The organism is Nonomuraea sp. NPDC051191 (genome assembly GCF_044455665.1).
Taxonomy (GTDB): Bacteria; Actinomycetota; Actinomycetes; order Streptosporangiales; family Streptosporangiaceae; genus Nonomuraea.
In genome coordinates this window covers 52,549-68,157 of sequence record NZ_JBITEZ010000010.1, presented here as the reverse complement: position 1 = coordinate 68,157, position 15,609 = coordinate 52,549, and the positions used below count along the sequence as shown (strand labels likewise).

Sequence of the window (15,609 nt, the reverse complement as noted above, 5' to 3'; positions counted from 1 at the left end):
CAGGACCTTCACGATGGCGCCGCGCGGGCCCGCGCCCGCCGGCACTCCGACGTGACCGCCCGGAGCCCTCACCGGCCCCGCCCCCGGGGTCACCTCGACGATACGCTGGATGCCCGCTGTCATCCCATCATCTTGCCCGACGACGAGCGCGGACGACGCCTTTCGCGGCCACGCGCGCGCCGGGAAAGCCGCCCCCGTCAGCCCTTCCGGGCACAGGCGGCGCGCGGGCCCCGCGGACCGGCCCGCGACGGCCGGGACGCAAGGGTCGGATGGCTGCCTTCCCCCGCGGACGGCCCGTCCGCGGGGACCGCCGGAGGGACGGAGGCCGGGCCACCGGGAGAACAGCCTCGCCACAGAACCTCCGTCTGTCCTATTTCACATATGATTTCAGATCTTATCGTACGCCGGCACGGGAAAGTCCACGACCACCTGACCGGTTCCGGTCGAGCCGAAATACGGGCACAACTGCTCCCCCCGTCCCTTGTACGACCGCCACCCCAGCACGCCGAACAACATCGCCGTGTCCGCCATCGCACCCTCTCCCGTGCACCGCACGTTGTAGTCGGGCAACATGTCCAGGAACTCGCCGATGCGCCCTTCGGCCCACATGTCCAGGACGGCCATGTCGATCTTGCGGTTCAGCGGGCTGCTGACCTCGTTGAGCAGCGACTCGGCGCTCTCGTTGGAGGGGAAGGCGTGCGAGAGCGAGCCGCTGGCCAGGAACGCGACCCGGCGGTCACTCTGCCGGATGCCGCGCAGCAGCGCCTCGCCGATGCGCCGGTTCTCGTCGATCGAGGAGTAGACGTTGCAGCCGATCGGCAGCACCCGGATGGCGGAGTCCTCGTTCATGAAGTGCATCGGGACCAGCGTCGCGTACTCCAGGCCCAGGTCGCGGTAGGTGTGCACGAGCGCCTTCTGGCCCCCGGCGACGATCTCGGCGCGGATCAGCTCGGCCAGCACGGGATCGCCCGGGTAGTCGTAGTCCAGGTCGTGGATGAAGTGCGGCAGCTCGTGGCTGGCGTAGGAGTCGCGGTGGCGCTCCTTGCCGTTGAGGTGGAAGCCGATGCTGTTCATCCAGTGGGTGTCGGCGATCAGGAACGTGTCCACCTCCAGCTCGCGCGCCCGCCTGCCGATCTCGGTCAGGGCCAGCTCGGCGGGCCGGCGGATGCCGAAATGCCTGCCCGGCTGGATCGACAGCCAGATCGACGGCACATGCGTGATCTTGGCTGCCAGGACGAGCTCTCCCATCACACCCTCCCCAGGTGTGTCCAGACGCCCTTGACCTCGGTGTAGGCGTCGATGGCGTACGGGCCCATCTCCCTCCCCCACCCGCTGGCCTTGTAGCCGCCCCACGTGGTGGCGGCGTCCGGCACATGGATCATGTTGATGAACACGGCTCCCGCCCTGATCCGGGCGGCCAGGCGGTGGGCGGTCGACAGGTCGTCGGTCCAGATGGAGGCGGCCAGGCCGTACTCCAGTCCGTTGGCGCGGCCGACGAGCTCCTCGGGGTCGTCGTAGGCCAGCACCGGGATGACGGGTCCGAACACCTCCTCGCGGGCCACGGCCATGGTGTCGGTCACCTCGGCGAACACGGTCGGCCGGTAGAAGAAGCCGGGGCCGTCGGCGCGCCTGCCGCCGGTGACGAGTTGCGCGCCATCGTACAGCGCGCCGCGGACGTGGGTGTCCACGGCCATCAGGTGGTCCTCGCTGATCAGCGGGCCGAGGTCGGTGGCCGGGTCGAGGCCCGGTCCGACCTTGAGCGCCTCGGCCGCGGCGGCCATCTTCGAGGTGAACTCGTCGGCCCGCTTGCGGTCCACGTAGAAGCGCGAGTACGCGGCGCAGACCTGGCCGCTGTTGAACAGCGCGCCCTGGACGTTGCCCGCCACGGCGGCGTCGATGTCGGCGTCGGCGGCAATGATGCTGGGGGCCTTGCCGCCGAGCTCCAGCGTCAGGCGCTTGAGGTTGCCCGCGCTGGCGTGCACGAGCGAGCGGCCGACCGCGGTCGAGCCGGTGAAGGAGACCTTGTCCACGCCCGCGTGCCCGGCCAGGGCCGCGCCGGTCTCCGGGCCGCCGGTCAGCAGGTTGACCACGCCGGGCGGGAAGCCCGCGAGCCCCATCAGCTCCACCAGCCGGACGGTGGTCAGCGGGGTCTGCTCGGCGGGCTTGACGATCACGGTGTTGCCGCAGGCCAGGGCGGGGGCGAGCTTCCAGGCGGCGATCATCAGCGGGAAGTTCCACGGGGTGATGAGCGCGCACACGCCGACGGGCTCGCGCCGGGTGTAGTGGAGGGTGTCGGGGTACGAGACGGGCAACACCGAGCCCTCGATTTTCGTACACCATCCTGCGAAATATCGGAAATGTTCGGCGGTGCCGGGGACCGTCACGTTCCGCGCCACCGCCAGCGGCTGGCCGTTGTCCCTGGTCTCCAGCTCGGCCAGCTCGTCGGCGTGCTCCTCCACCAGGTCGGCCACCCTCCACAGCAGCCGGGCGCGGGCGGCGGCGGGCATCTCGGCCCAGGCCGGATCGTCGAGCGCGGCCCTGGCCGCCGCCACCGCGTGGTCCACGTCGGCCGGGCCCGCCTCTGCGCACTCGGTGATGACGGTGGCCTCGGCCGGGTCCAGCGTGGCGAACATCGCGCCGTCCGCGGCCGGGCCCCAGGCGCCGCCGATGTACAGGCCGGTCATGAGCCGATCTCCTCTCGCACCATGTCCGCGCACCGCTCGCCGATCATGATGGCGGGCGCGTTCGTGTTCCCTGACGTGACGGCGGGCATCACCGAGGCGTCGGCGACGCGCAGCCCGTCGATGCCGTGGACTCTGAGCCGCTGGTCCACGACGGTTCCCATGGCGCAGGTCCCGACCTGATGGTGGTAGGTCACCAAGGTCCTCTCTATGTGCTCGGACAGTTCACGATCACCGGGGTAGAGCTCCGGTCCCGCCCATTCCCGCAGGGCGGCGGCGTGGGCCAGCTCCCGGCACAGCCCGACGGCCGCGCGCATGCACGCGCGGTCGGCGGCCGTGTCCAGGTAGGCGGGGTCGATGTGCAGCGGCGCGTCGGGGTCGGCCGAGGTCAGCGCCAGGTGGCCCCTGCTCTCCGGCCGGACGATCCCGGCCATGAGGGTGAAGGCGTCCGGCGGGCCGGTCATGCCCTCGTCGTACAGGGGGACGTGGAAGAACAGCGGCTGCACGTCGGGGCCGGGCAGTCCGGGACGGCTGCGCCAGAAGAGCTGGCTGTGCATCGGCTGGAGGCCGGGCAGCGCGGGCGGCACGGGACGGCGGGCGGCCACGATCACCGGGACGAGCGCGTGGTCGTGCAGGTTGCGTCCCACGCCGGGCAGGTCCTCCACCGCTTTGACGCCGTGCCGGCGCAGTTCGGCGGCGTCGCCGAGGCCGCTCAGCAGGAGCAGGCGCGGCGACTCGACGGTCCCGGCGCTGAGCACGACCTGGCGGGCGGCCCCGACCTGGTGCAGCCTGCCGTCCTGGGTGTACTCGACGCCGACGCACCGCCGGCCGCGCAGGAGCAGCCGCCGGGCGCGGGCCCGGGTGCGGATCTCCAGGACGGGCCGGTCGCAGCGCGGGCGCAGATAGGCGTCGGCCGTACTGTGCCGGCGGCCGTGCCTGATCGTGAGCTGGCAGAACCCGGCGCCGTCGGGACGGCCGCCGTTGCAGTCGGGGTTGAACGGCATGCCCTGCTCCACGGCGGCGGCCACGATGGCCGCGTTGACCTGGTGCGGCGCGTAGTCGGCGATCACCCGTACGGGCCCGCCCACGCCGTGGTGGTCATCGGCCCCCCGGTCGAAGTCCTCCAGCCGCCTGAAGTACGGCAGCACCTCGGGGTACGACCAGCCGGGCCCCCAGGCGTCGTAGTCGGCCGGCGCGCCCCTGACGAAGATCATGCCGTTGAGCGAGGACGAGCCGCCCAGGACCTTCCCGCGCGGCCAGTGCGGACGCCGCCCGCCGAGCCGCCGCTGCGGCGCCACGCGGTAGTCGTAGTCCTCCGGTCCGCCCCACAGCCGGAACACCCCGCCGGGGTCGTGGATGTCGGGGTTGACGTCGGGGCCGCCCGCCTCCAGCAGCAGCACGCGCAGCGCGTCGTCGTCGGCCAGCCGGCGGGCCACCGCGGCGCCCGCCGAGCCCGCGCCGACCACGACGACGTCAAAGGTCTCCATCGCCCTCTCCCAGATAGGCCGAACCCAGCCGTCCGCGCAGCTCGTCCGGCGTGCCGCGCAGGACGATCCGGCCCCGGTCCAGCACGTGGACGCGGGTGGCCAGCTCCAGGGCGAGCCGGGTGTACTGCTCGATAAGCAGCACTCCGGCGCCGGCTTCGGCGAGCGCGGCCAGGGCGGGGACGAGCCTGGACACCACGGCGGGCGCCAGGCCGAAGGACAGCTCGTCCACCAGCAGGTAGCGCGGGCCGCCGGCGATGGCCTGGGCCAGGGCGAGCATCTGCTGCTGGCCGCCGGACAGCGTGCCGGCCCGCCGGTCGCGCAGCTCGTCCAGCTCGGGGAAGGCGGCCAGGGCCGGCGCGGGGTCGGGTCCGGCCACGCGCAGGTTGTCGGCCACGCTCAGCGAGCGCAGCACCCGGTGCCCCTCGGGGACGGCGGCGACGCCCAGCGCCCGGACGCGTTCGGGGCGCAGGCCGGTCAGCTCGTCCCCGTCGGCGCTCACGCCGCCCGACTCGACCGGCAGCAGCCCGGCCACGGCGAGCACGAGCGTGCTCTTGCCCGCGCCGTTCGCGCCGAGCAGCGCGGTGATCTCGCCGGGCGGCACGTCGAGCGCCACGTCGTGCAGCACCTCGCGCCCGGCCCTGCGCACGCACAGGTCGCGCACCTCCAGGCTCACGGCGCCTCCCCCAGGTACGCGGCGCGCACCCGCTCGTCGGCCAGCACCTCCGCGGTCGGGCCGGCGGCGACCAGGCGGCCGAAGTCCAGCACGGCCGTGGTCGCGCAGACCTCGCCGACCAGGGCCACGTCGTGCTCGATGAGCACCACGAGCGCGCCGAACCGGTCCGGCACGGCCGTCACCACCTCGGCCAGCGACCTCGACTCGGCCTCCGACAGCCCGGCGGCCGGCTCGTCCAGCAGCACGATCCTGGGCGTGCCGACCAGGGCGCGGGCCAGTTCCAGCCGCCGCCGCTCCGGCAGCGTCAGCTCGCCCGCCGGGCGTCCCGGGTCGCGCAGGCCGCAGAAGGCGAGCAGGCCCTCGTCCGGGCCGCCCAGGTGGTCGGCGGCCAGGCGCAGGTTGCCCGCCGCGCTCAGCTCGGCGACCACCTGCTCCTGCTGGAACGTGCGGCGCAGCCCCCACCGGGCCCTGCGGTGCGGCGCGAGCGCCAGCAGGTCCGCGCCGCCGGCGGTGACGCGCCCGGAGACCGGCCGCACGAAGCCGGACAGCACGTTGAACAGGGTGGTCTTGCCCGCGCCGTTGGGCCCGATGAGGCCGCACAGCCCGGACTCGAAGGTCAGGGTGACGCCGTCCAGCGGGCGCACGCCGCCGAACCGCACGCGCAGGTCCTCGATCTCCAGCCTCATGCGGGCCGCCGCAGGTCCTCTAGCATCCCGCCGATGCCGCGCGGCGCGGTGACCAGGGCGTGCACGGTGCCCGCGCCGAACACGACGAGCATGAGGTTGCCGTCGAGCCCGGCGGCGTCGAGGGCGGCCGGGACGACCTGGCCGACCACGCCGGACAGGACCACGCCGGTCAGCCCGTACGCACCGCCGACCAGGACGACGGCGAACAGCAGCACCGAGTCCGAGGCCCGGAACGAGATCGGGTCCAGCCGCCCGGTGTTGGCGGCCAGCAGCGCCCCCGCGGTGCCGGTGACGAACGCCGCCAGCGCGAACGCCCACACCTTGTACCTGGTCAGGGCCACGCCGACGGCCAGCGCGCCGGCCTCGCCGCTCCTGATCGCCGCCCACGCCCGGCCCGGCCGTCCGCGCTGGTGCAGCACGACCAGGACGAGCGCGAGCACGGCGCACAGGACCGCGAACCGGAAGAAGCCGGTGTCGGAGGCCGCCATCGAGGGCCGCGGCATGGCCTGCTGCGTCCCGCTGCCCGCGACCCGGCCGAGGAACCCGGGGCCGCCGTCGGGGAACCCGGTCGCCGAGAACGCCACCTGGAACGCCCCTCCGGCCATGAGCGTCACCAGGGCCAGGTCCACGCCGGACAGGCGCAGCGCGGGCAGCCCGTACACGATGCCGACCAGGCACGTCACCGCCCCGGCCGCCAGCACGACCACCGGGAACGGCCACCCGGTGGCGAAGGCCAGCCGCAGCGCCACCCAGCCGCCGACGCCGAGCAGCGCCACCTGGCCGAGCGAGACCAGGCCGAGCCGCGCGTACAGCAGGGCGATGCCGGCGGCCGGGATCACGAAGATGACCGCGGAGGTGAGCACCCGCACCCAGTAGCCGTCCACGACCAGGGGCACCAGCACCGCCAGCGCCGCCGCCCCGGCGGCCAGCCCGAGCACCACGCGCAGCACCGAGCGGACGTCGCCGGGCGGCAGCGGCCGGGCCCGGGCCGACAGCGCGGGCTCGGCCGCGCGCACCTCGACCGTGCCGCCCCGCCTGGCCCTCGCCCTCCCGCGCTGCAACCACAGGATCGCCACGACGGCCACCGCGAACGGCGCCACCGACCGGTACGGCGCGGTCTGCTCCCACGCCCCGCCCAGGGCCTCGGCCAGCCCGATCACCAGCCCGGCCGCCAGCGTGACCGGCAGCGACCTGAACCGGCCCACCACGCCGGCCGACAGCGACGCGATCACCAGGAAGGTCAGGGTGCCCGCCTCCAGCCGGGTGAGCGACCCGAGCACCAGACCGGTGAGCCCGGCCACCGCGCCGCCCGCGACCCAGGTGACGGTCTCGACCCGGCGGATGCGCACGCCGAGCAGCGCGCTGATCTCGCGGTCGTCGGCCAGCGCGCGCATGGCGGTGCCGAAGGCGGTCCGGCGCAGCAGCACGGCGGTCCCGCCGGTCAGCGCCACGGCCAGGACCAGGGCGAGCGCCTGGGTGAGCGTGACCCGCGAGCCGCCCACGTCGAACCCGGCCGTGTCGGTCGGCAGGGTGAGCGTGCGCGGGTCGTCGCTCCACGTCCAGTAGCACAGGCCGAGCAGCACGAGCGCGAAGCCGAGCGTGCAGACCGCCTTGACCAGCGGGTCGCGGGCGGCGACGAGCGGGCCGACCAGGCCGCCGTACAGGCCGGACAGCAGCGCCGACAGCAGCGGCGCGGCCATCAGGGCGGGCGCGACCGGCCAGCCGTCCTGGAGGAGTTGCCAGGACAGCAGCGCGCCGATCGCGCCGATCGCGCCGTAGGCCAGGTTGAGCACGCCGGTGGCGCGGTAGAGCACGACGATGCCCACCCCCGACAGGGCGTAGACGGCGCCGAGGGCGAGCCCGCTGATGACGAACGGCAACATCAGCCGGTCAGCCCCGACTGTTTCTCCTCCCGCAGGAGCGGCGCGAGGTCGGGGTCCTGGGTCGGGGTGCAGTCCTTGACCTTGGACCAGCCGCCGCCCTTCATCGTGACGTAGCGGGTGTCGTGGTTGGCGTTGTGGCGGGCGGCGCGGCCGAAGTACCCGGGGGCGCAGAGCAGGTCGCTGCGGTAGCCCTTGATCTCCGACAGGGCCCGGCTCACCGAGGCACGGTCGATCGTGCCGCCGGCCTTGGCCAGGGTGTCGACGAAGATCTTGGCGGCCAGGAAGCCGCCCTGGGCGAAGGAGTCGCGGGGGGCCTTGTCGTCGGCGTACTCGTCCATGACCCGGCGCCACAGCTTGTTGTCCGGGGTGCCGGCGTCGAGCAGGGTGAACTCGGAGTTGGACACGAAACCCTCCCAGTAGGAGCCGACCTGGCCGGGGAGGGTGGTGTCGTAGCAGGGCGTCAGGCAGACGAAGGTGACCTTGTCCTTGAGCCCCTGCGCCTGGGCGGCCTTGAGGATGGCGGCGTCGTCGGGGGCGGGGTCCTGGAGGATGATGGCGTCCGGGCGGCCCCGCATGGCTTCGAGCAGCACGGCGGTGGCGTCCTTGATGCCGGGGTCGTGCAGCACGTCGCCGGCCGAGGTCAGGCCCTTGGTCCTGAGGTAGGCGCGCACGCCGTCCTGGGTCCAGTCGCCGACGCCCGGCACCCGGTTGCTGATCTGGGCGACCCTTCTGGCGCCCTTGACCTCGACGGCGTACTGGGCGGCGGCCACGGCGCTGACCCTCGGTCCGGCGTTGACCGGGGCGATGCGCGGCGACTCGAAGCACGCCCTGGGCACGCCGACCGCGAGCACGTCGAACAGCCCGTTCTGCTCCCAGATCGGGCCGGACACGCCGCAGGCCACGAAGCTGGAGCCGCCCACCAGGGCGACCAGGTCCCGGTTGCCGGCCAGCTTGGTGGCCAGGGCCGAGGCCTTCTGCGGGTTGAGGCCGTCGTCCTCGACCAGGTACTCGACCGGCCGGCCGCCGATGCCGCCGCCGGCGTTGACGCAGTCGAAGTACGCCTTGGCCGCCTTGGTGGCCGAGCTGAAGTCGATGCCGCCGCTCGCGGTGACGATCGCGCCGACGGTGATCGGAGTCCCGGTGGCGGGCGCGCCCGTGCCGCAGGCCGTTCTGGCGGCGCCTCCGTCCTGGCCCGTCCCGCAGGCGGAGACCACCAGAGCCATGGCGGCCGCCCACCACACCAGGCGTCGTGGACATCGCATTCGCACCCCTCCTCGAAGCGCCGTGCGTCCTGCCCCGATGGACAAATCATGTACGACATCAGATATTTCTGTCCATAGGTTCCCCATGTATCATCGACGATGTCCTATACGATTTGACGGGGTTGCGAGGGGCCTACCGCTGGGCCTTCCACCTGGGAAATCATCGTGGCGGGGCGGAGGAGTGCCATGAGCTGGCAGGCCGGCCGCACGTCCGACAGGGGATCGATCGCACCCGTGGCCGGGGAACCGCCGTCCCAGTGCAAGGAGATCTCCCGTTGAACCTTGAGCACTACATCGACGGGGCCCACGTGCCCAGCGTGTCCGGCGAGACCTTCACCTCGCTCGAACCCGCGACCAACCGCCCCGCGCTGACCGTCGCCTCAGGGGACGCCGAGGACGTCGGCCTCGCCGTGCGCGCCGCGCTCAAGGCGTTCACCGACGGGCCGTGGCCGCGCATGACGGGCGAGGAGCGGGCGGCGGTGCTGCGCGGGATCGCGGCGGCCATCGAGTCACGCGACGAGCGCATCGCCGAGCTGGAGTGCGGCGACACCGGCCTGCCCATCACCCAGGCCAGGGGCCAGGCCCGCCGCGCGGCGCACAACTTCCGCTTCTTCGCCGACGTCATCAGCAACCTGGGCGAGGACGTCTACCGCGTCGGCTCGGCCCAGCTCAACTACGTCGTGCGCAAGCCGGTCGGCGTGGCCGGGCTGATCACGCCGTGGAACACGCCGTTCATGCTGGAGACCTGGAAGCTGGCCCCCGCGCTGGCCGCCGGCTGCCCGGTGGTGCTCAAACCGGCCGAGTGGTCGCCGCTGTCGGCCAGCCTGCTGCCGGAGATCATGGAGGAGGCCGGGCTGCCCGCGGGCGTGTTCAACCTCGTCCACGGCATCGGCGAGCGGGCCGGGGCGGCGCTGGTGGCCCATCCCGACGTGCCGGTGATCTCCTTCACCGGCGAGACCGCCACCGGGCAGGCCATCATGCGCGACGCCGCCACCGGCCTGAAGACGCTCTCCATGGAGCTGGGCGGCAAGTCGCCGCTGCTCGTCTTCGACGACGCCGACCTGGAACGGGCGCTCGACGCGGCCGTCTTCGGCGTCTTCTCGCTCAACGGCGAGCGCTGCACGGCCAGCTCGCGGGTGCTCGTCCAGGACACCGTCTACGAGGAGTTCGTGGCCCGGCTCGCCGAGCGCGCCGCGCGGGTCCGCGTCGGCCCGCCGCACGACCTGGCGACCGAACTGGGCGCGCTCATCCATCCCGAGCACTACGAGCGGGTCATGTCGTACGTGCGGGCCGGCGTCGAGGAGGGCGCCCGCCTGGTGGCCGGCGGCGGCCGCCCGGACGGCCTGCCCGAGGGCAACTTCCTGGCCGCCACGGTCTTCGCCGACGTGACGCCCGCGATGCGGATCTTCCAGGAGGAGATCTTCGGCCCGGTCGTCTGCGTCACCCCCTTCTCGACCGAGAAGGAGGCCCTGGAGCTGGCCAACGCCACCCGGTACGGCCTGGCCGCCTACGTGTGGACCAGCGACCTGCGCCGCGCCCACCGCCTGGCCCGGTCCGTCGAGGCCGGCATGCTCTGGATCAACTCCCAGAACATCCGCGACCTGCGCACGCCATTCGGCGGCGTGAAGGCCAGCGGGCTCGGCCGGGAGGGCGGCCGGTACAGCATCGACGTCTACACCGAGGCGCACATCGTGCACGTCGCCACCGAGGACCTGCCGATCCCCCGTTTCGGCCTCGGCTGAACCCGTCCTGCACTGTGCGCCCAGGCGTAACGTCCAGGCCACCTCGGCGGTCTACCGTGCCCGCATGACGACGCGCAGGTTGTTCGCGAGCGCGCTGGCCGCCCTCCTGGCCGGCGGTACGGTCGCTGTCGTGCTGACCCAGACGCCCTCCGCCACGGCCGAGCGCCGCGGCCAGGCCCCCGTCGTGATCGGGCACCGGGGCGCCAGCGCCCACCGGCCCGAGCACACGCTGCCGTCCTACGAGGCGGCCATCGCGATGGGCGCCGACTACATCGAACCCGACCTGGTCTCCACCAAGGACCACGTGCTGGTCGCCCGGCACGAGAACGAGATCTCCGGCACGACCGACGTGGCCGCCCACCCCGAGTTCGCCGGCCGGCGCGCCACCAAGACCGTGGACGGCCGGCCGGTCACCGGCTGGTTCACCGAGGACTTCACGCTGGCCGAGCTGAAGACGCTGCGGGCCAAGGAACGCGTGCCCGACCTGCGGCCGGACAACACCGCCTTCGACGGGGTCGCCGAGATCCCGACGTTCGAGGAGGTCGTCCGGCTCGCGCAGCGGCACGGCGTCGGGGTCTACCCCGAGACCAAGCATCCGACGTACTTCGACTCGGTCGGGCTGTCGCTGGAGGAGCCGCTGCTGGAGGTGCTGAACCGGTACCACGTGCGCAAGGCGTACATCCAGTCCTTCGAGACGGCGAACCTGCGCGAGCTGCATGAACGCACGCGTTTGCCGCTCATCCAGCTCATCACCTCCGGCGGCGCGCCCTACGACTGGGTGGCCTCCGGCAGCACGCGCACCTACGACGACATGGTGACCCCCGAGGGGCTGCGCGAGGTGGCCCGGTACGCCGCCGGGATCGGCGTGGACACCCGCCGCGTGGTCCCGGTGGACGCCGCGGGCGCGACGCTGCCCCCGACCACGCTGGTCCAGGACGCCCACCGCAGGCGGCTCGACGTGCACGTGTGGACGATCCGCAACGAGAACTCCCAGCTCCCGGCCGACTACCGCAGGGGGGACCCGGCCAGCCCGGTCTACGGGCGGGCCACCGGTGACGTGGCCGGCTGGCTGGCCAGGCTCATCGAGCTCGGCGTCGACGGCGCGTTCTGCGACGACCCGGCGATGGGACGCGCGGTGGTCGCCGGCCGCCCGGCCTGACCGGACCGCCCCCTCGGACACACCCGAGCGGCGGGCCCCGCCCGGGGACCCGCCGCTCGCGCACGCGACGAGGGTGCCGCCAGGTGCGCCGTCCGGGCGCGCGGCCGGGTGGCGTCAGGTGCGGCGCCAGCGGGACTCGCCGAAGCAGTAGCCCGCGAACAGCAGCAGCCCGAGCGCCACCGCCGCGAGCAGCCACGGCCCCGCCGGTGTGTCGGCGAAGCGCCGCAGGGTGGCGTCGATGCCGCCCGCCTTGTCGGGATCGAAGGTGATCGCCGCGTAGCCGACGAAGACGCCGGCGCCGCCGGTGATCACGCCGCGGGCGATGTAGCCGGCCTGGCCGAGCCGTTCCATCACCTTGCGGGCCTTGGGCGACATGCGCCCGAGGTCGAGCTCGCGCTCGAACTTCTTGGTGGCGCCCTCGTAGATCCAGTAGATGCCGAGGGCGACGATGCCGAGCCCGATCAGGCCGACGATGACCTGGCCGCCGGGCAGGTCGAGCAGCTTGCTCGTCAGGTTCTGCGACTGCTTGTCGTCGGACTTGGCCTGGCCGGCCAGCAGCACGCTCAGCAGGGTCACGCAGATCAGGACGTACACGCCGGTGCGGAAGCCCGACTGGGCCCGGTCGGTGGCCTTGCGGTGGCTGAACAGCGCCTCCGACGCCTGCCACAGCGCCAGCCCGGCGAAGCCGACCGTCATGATCCACAACAGCACCTGGCCGAAGGGCAGTCCGGCGATGGTGGTGATGGCGCCCGACTTGTCGGCCTGACGCGAGCCGTCACCGAAGGCGATCTGCAACGCCAGCACGCCGATCAGCGCGTACAGCACGCCGCGGCAGGCCAGGCCCACGCGGGCCAGCGTGGTCATCGCCGGGCTGTCGGCCGCTCTGCGGGCCGCGTCCTTGGCTTCGCGGCCCGCGTCCATGGCCCCGCGGCCCGCGCTATGTGCGGTGCTCACCGTTCCTCCTGGGGGTTTGCGGAAGAACTCCCCTTTGCCCAGGAACTGGCGGCCTAGGCGTCGATGATCAGTCGAAGGCGAGGGTGGGCAGGTCAACGGCGGTCGCGCCGCCGTCGGCCACGACGACGCTGCCGGTCATGACGGCACTGTCGGACGAGGCGAGGAACAGGCAGATCGCGGCGATCTCGTCGGCGGTGGCCGGACGGCGCAGCGGCACGTCCTTGGTGACCAGCTCGTACGCCGCGTCGCGGGTGATGCCGTCCCGGCCGACCAGCACGTCCATCTCCTCGTCGGCCATCGGCGTGCGGACCCAGCCGGGGCACAGGCAGTTGGCCCGGACGCCCTGGGGCCCGTAGTCGCGGGCGATCGAGCGGGTCAGGCCGATGAGCGCGTGTTTCGTAGTGACATATCCGGAAACGGCCGGGCCGGCGGCCAGGCCCGCGATCGACGACACGACGACGATCGCCCCCTTCGACCGCACCAGCGCCGGCAGCGCCTCCCGGCAGGTCACGAAGCAGGTGTTGAGGTTGGCGTCGAGGCTGAGCCGCCAGGACGCGTCGTCGGTCTCGCCGACCGGCCCTCCCCCGTGGCCGCCCGCGTTGGCCACCAGCACGTCGAGCCCGCCGAAGCGGCCCAGGCACGCCTCGACCGCCTCCCGCGCCTGGACGGTGTCGGACATGTCCGCGCAGGCCACGGCCGCCGCGTCGCCCAGGTCCGCGGCCACCTCGGCCAGCGGCCCGGGACGGCGGCCGGTCAGCATCACCGAGGCACCCTCGGCGGCGAACCTGCGGGCGGTCGCCGCGCCGATGCCGGTGCCCGCCCCGGTGATCAGCGCGACCTTTCCCTTGAGCCTCATCGCCTACTCCTTTACAACGGGAAGCTATATGATTTCATAGACGAATTCGTGGAGGAAGGAGCCCGTTCATGACCGATCGCCCTGCCGGTTGGAAGAACATGGACGATTTCGCGCCCGGGATCGCCACGAACCGCCTTCCGGCCACCTACGCGCTCGCGGGCACCGAGGTGGACCTCACCTTCGACGACGGCAGCAAGACGTCTTTGGCCTTCGCGAGCCGTTACAAGGTGCACGCCGACGGCGGGCCCGCCGAGGCGTACGAGGCCGTGGCCATGCGCGAGGACCTGTTCTACGTCGGCCGCGCCCACACCGGGCGGCCCCGCGAGTACACGGTCACCGTCCTGCACACGACCACGGGCCGGGCGCTGCGCGTCGTCTCGGTCATCGCGTCCGAGCCGGTCCCGGGGCAGCCGCGGGTGTCGCAGACGTTCACGCCCGGCGTGATCGAGGGCCGGGAGGTCACCGGCGAGCCGCCCGCGCCGACCCGCGAGCTGATCGGCCGGCGGGCCCTGTACCGCTACAGCCCCGAGCACCTCTACGAGCACGTCTACCTCAGCTCCGAGCGCTACGCCTGGCAGTGCCTGGCCGGCGCGCAGCGTGGCCACGGCGACGTCGACCTGGCCACCGCCTGGAAGATCGCCGACGACCTGTACGTGTTCACCTTCCGGGAGTTCCGCATCCCGGTGGCGGCCACCTGGCTCTACGACTGGACCGCCCTGCGCACCGTCGGCACGTTCTTCGGCCTGTCGGGCGAGGGCGAGATCCACCACTCCCCCGGCGGCGCGTACATCGAGCCGCTGGGTCAGGTCACCTATCCGGCCGGTGAGGAACCGGTCTGAGGAGAAACACAGATGAGCGACAATCTCGACGCCGTACGCGCCTCCTACGCGGCCTCGGCGGCCGGCGACGTGAACGGCATCGTGTCCCTGCTGGGCCCGCAGGCCCGGTGGACGGAGATGGCCGGCTTCCCGTACGGGGGCACGTACGTGGGGCCGGAGCAGGTGCTGTCGGAGGTGTTCGCCAAGCTGGGCAGCGAGTGGGACGGCTACCAGGCCGAGCCGGAGGAGTTCGTCGACGGCGGCGACGTGGTCGTGGCGATCGGCCACTACAGCGGCACCTACCGGGCCACCGGCAAGTCGATGAAGGTGCGCTTCACCCACGTCTGGCACCTGGAGGACGGCGTGGCCACCCGTTTCGAGCAGTTCACCGACACCGCCCTGGTGCGGGAGGCGCTGGCCCCGTGATCCCGTCGCGCGGCCGGATGAGGGCCGGCCGCGCGACGTCCTCACCTGGTCAGCTCGCCCACCCGCCGCATGACCTCGCGGCAGAACGCGCCCACGCCGTCCGGGTCGTCGACGAACTGCGACGGCTTGATGCAGAAGGTGGTGTAACCCTCGGCCATCCGGGCCGGGATGTGCTCCAGGGCCGGGCCGAGCGGCGCGCAGGAGACGGCGTCGGGGAAGACGGCCCGCGTGCCGCCGGCCAGCTCCAGCTCGCCGATGTCGCGACCGGCCGCCTTCATGCCGTCGGCCAGCGCCTTCATGTCCTCGGCGGGCGGGTAGCCGAGCGGGTTGAACCCGCTGCCCCACCGGGTCATCCGGCGCAGCAGGTGGGCGCTCATCCGCGCGCCGCCGAACCACAGCGCCGGCCCGCTCTCCCGGTACGCCTTCGGCTCGAAGTACACCTCGTCGAACCGGTAGTGCCGTCCGCGGTAGGTGACCGGCGAGTCCCGCCAGAGCAGCTCCCAGATCTCCAGGTGCTCGTCGAGCAGTTGCCCGCGCCGCTCGAAGGGCACGCCGAGCGCGGCGTACTCGTCGCGGCTCCAGCTCACGGTGGGCAGCACGATCAGCCGGCCCTCCGAGAGCAGGTCGAGCGTGCCGAGCTCGCGGGCCAGCGCCAGCGGGTGGCGCAGCGGGGCGAGCACCGCGGCGGCGGCCAGGCGCAGCCGGGTGGTGACCGAGGCGACGGCGGCCAGCAGGCCCAGCGAGTACGGCCACGGCGTGAACGGGTCCTGGTTGCCGGGCAGCGCGTACTCGCGGGGGTTGGCCATGCGGCCCCGGGCGCCGGCGTCGGGGCCGAGCGCCAGGTGCTCGCTGACCATGACCGAGTCGAACCCGGCGTCCTCGGCCTCGCGTGCCCACCGGACCAGCACCGGCAGGTCGCGGGCCGAGGTCATCGTCCAGTTCTCGGACAGCACGAGTTGCATGCGCGGTTGCTTCATTTTTC

Annotated in this window: 14 protein-coding genes; 4 read left to right on the top strand and 10 right to left on the bottom strand. The window is 73.1% G+C overall.

All coding sequences use genetic code 11. The annotated features are described in order from the left end of the window. Nucleotides 1-387: 387 nt before the first annotated feature. From hpaD to ACIA8R_RS27930, 7 genes are read right to left on the bottom strand one after another with little or no spacing between them, the layout of a single operon-like run. On the bottom strand, nt 388-1,248 hold the full coding sequence (gene hpaD, locus ACIA8R_RS27960; protein ID WP_357707597.1) for a 3,4-dihydroxyphenylacetate 2,3-dioxygenase: 861 nt from the start codon (nt 1,246-1,248) through the stop codon (nt 388-390). Then, nucleotides 1,248-2,684 (bottom strand): aldehyde dehydrogenase family protein, encoded by a 1,437-nt coding sequence (locus tag ACIA8R_RS27955; RefSeq protein WP_397041206.1) that lies wholly within the window; start codon nt 2,682-2,684, stop codon nt 1,248-1,250. The genes hpaD and ACIA8R_RS27955 overlap by 1 nt, the downstream gene beginning before the upstream one ends. Further along, a complete protein-coding gene (locus ACIA8R_RS27950; RefSeq protein ID WP_357707594.1) occupies nt 2,681-4,168 on the bottom strand; it encodes a GMC family oxidoreductase N-terminal domain-containing protein in 1,488 nt (495 codons plus the stop codon). Before ACIA8R_RS27950 ends, ACIA8R_RS27955 begins: the two co-directional genes overlap by 4 nt. Beyond that, entirely contained in the window at nt 4,155-4,841 is a 687-nt protein-coding gene (locus tag ACIA8R_RS27945) for an ABC transporter ATP-binding protein (RefSeq protein WP_397041204.1), read from the bottom strand. Before ACIA8R_RS27945 ends, ACIA8R_RS27950 begins: the two co-directional genes overlap by 14 nt. Next, nucleotides 4,838-5,527, bottom strand: a complete 690-nt coding sequence (locus ACIA8R_RS27940; RefSeq protein WP_357707592.1) for an ATP-binding cassette domain-containing protein — start codon at nt 5,525-5,527, stop codon at nt 4,838-4,840. Before ACIA8R_RS27940 ends, ACIA8R_RS27945 begins: the two co-directional genes overlap by 4 nt. Beyond that, the gene (locus tag ACIA8R_RS27935) at nt 5,524-7,410 is read right to left on the bottom strand and encodes an ABC transporter permease (protein ID WP_397041203.1); all 1,887 of its coding nucleotides are present in this window, start codon (nt 7,408-7,410) and stop codon (nt 5,524-5,526) included. Before ACIA8R_RS27935 ends, ACIA8R_RS27940 begins: the two co-directional genes overlap by 4 nt. Beyond that, nucleotides 7,410-8,672 carry an ABC transporter substrate-binding protein gene (locus tag ACIA8R_RS27930; protein ID WP_397041201.1) on the bottom strand — a complete coding sequence of 421 codons (1,263 nt, stop codon included), beginning with the start codon at nt 8,670-8,672 and terminating at the stop codon, nt 7,410-7,412. The genes ACIA8R_RS27935 and ACIA8R_RS27930 overlap by 1 nt, the downstream gene beginning before the upstream one ends. A gap of 275 nt (nt 8,673-8,947) precedes the next feature. Here ACIA8R_RS27930 and hpaE point away from each other — a divergent pair, with 275 nt between their 5' ends. Beyond that, on the top strand, nt 8,948-10,414 hold the full coding sequence (gene hpaE, locus ACIA8R_RS27925) for a 5-carboxymethyl-2-hydroxymuconate semialdehyde dehydrogenase (protein WP_357707585.1): 1,467 nt from the start codon (nt 8,948-8,950) through the stop codon (nt 10,412-10,414). Nucleotides 10,415-10,478: 64 nt separating this feature from the next. Beyond that, nucleotides 10,479-11,573 carry a glycerophosphodiester phosphodiesterase gene (locus tag ACIA8R_RS27920; protein WP_397041199.1) on the top strand — a complete coding sequence of 365 codons (1,095 nt, stop codon included), beginning with the start codon at nt 10,479-10,481 and terminating at the stop codon, nt 11,571-11,573. A gap of 114 nt (nt 11,574-11,687) precedes the next feature. Here the strand turns inward: ACIA8R_RS27920 and ACIA8R_RS27915 are convergent, their stop codons facing one another. Both ACIA8R_RS27915 and ACIA8R_RS27910 read right to left on the bottom strand, forming a co-directional pair. Continuing rightward, a complete protein-coding gene (locus ACIA8R_RS27915) occupies nt 11,688-12,527 on the bottom strand; it encodes a DUF1206 domain-containing protein (RefSeq protein ID WP_397041198.1) in 840 nt (279 codons plus the stop codon). A gap of 67 nt (nt 12,528-12,594) precedes the next feature. Then, nucleotides 12,595-13,383, bottom strand: a complete 789-nt coding sequence (locus ACIA8R_RS27910) for an SDR family NAD(P)-dependent oxidoreductase (protein ID WP_357707581.1) — start codon at nt 13,381-13,383, stop codon at nt 12,595-12,597. Between the two features lie 68 nt (nt 13,384-13,451). Between ACIA8R_RS27910 and ACIA8R_RS27905 the strand changes: the two genes are divergently transcribed. Together ACIA8R_RS27905 and ACIA8R_RS27900 are read left to right on the top strand one after the other, a co-directional pair. After that, entirely contained in the window at nt 13,452-14,222 is a 771-nt protein-coding gene (locus ACIA8R_RS27905) for a MoaF C-terminal domain-containing protein (protein ID WP_397041196.1), read from the top strand. 12 nt (nt 14,223-14,234) lie between these two features. Then, complete coding sequence (locus ACIA8R_RS27900; protein ID WP_357707576.1) at nt 14,235-14,627, top strand: nuclear transport factor 2 family protein; 393 nt, start codon at nt 14,235-14,237, stop codon at nt 14,625-14,627. Between the two features lie 41 nt (nt 14,628-14,668). Here ACIA8R_RS27900 and ACIA8R_RS27895 read toward each other — a convergent pair whose 3' ends face one another. Next, nucleotides 14,669-15,604, bottom strand: a complete 936-nt coding sequence (locus ACIA8R_RS27895) for a TIGR03619 family F420-dependent LLM class oxidoreductase (protein ID WP_397041195.1) — start codon at nt 15,602-15,604, stop codon at nt 14,669-14,671. Nucleotides 15,605-15,609: the final 5 nt, after the last annotated feature.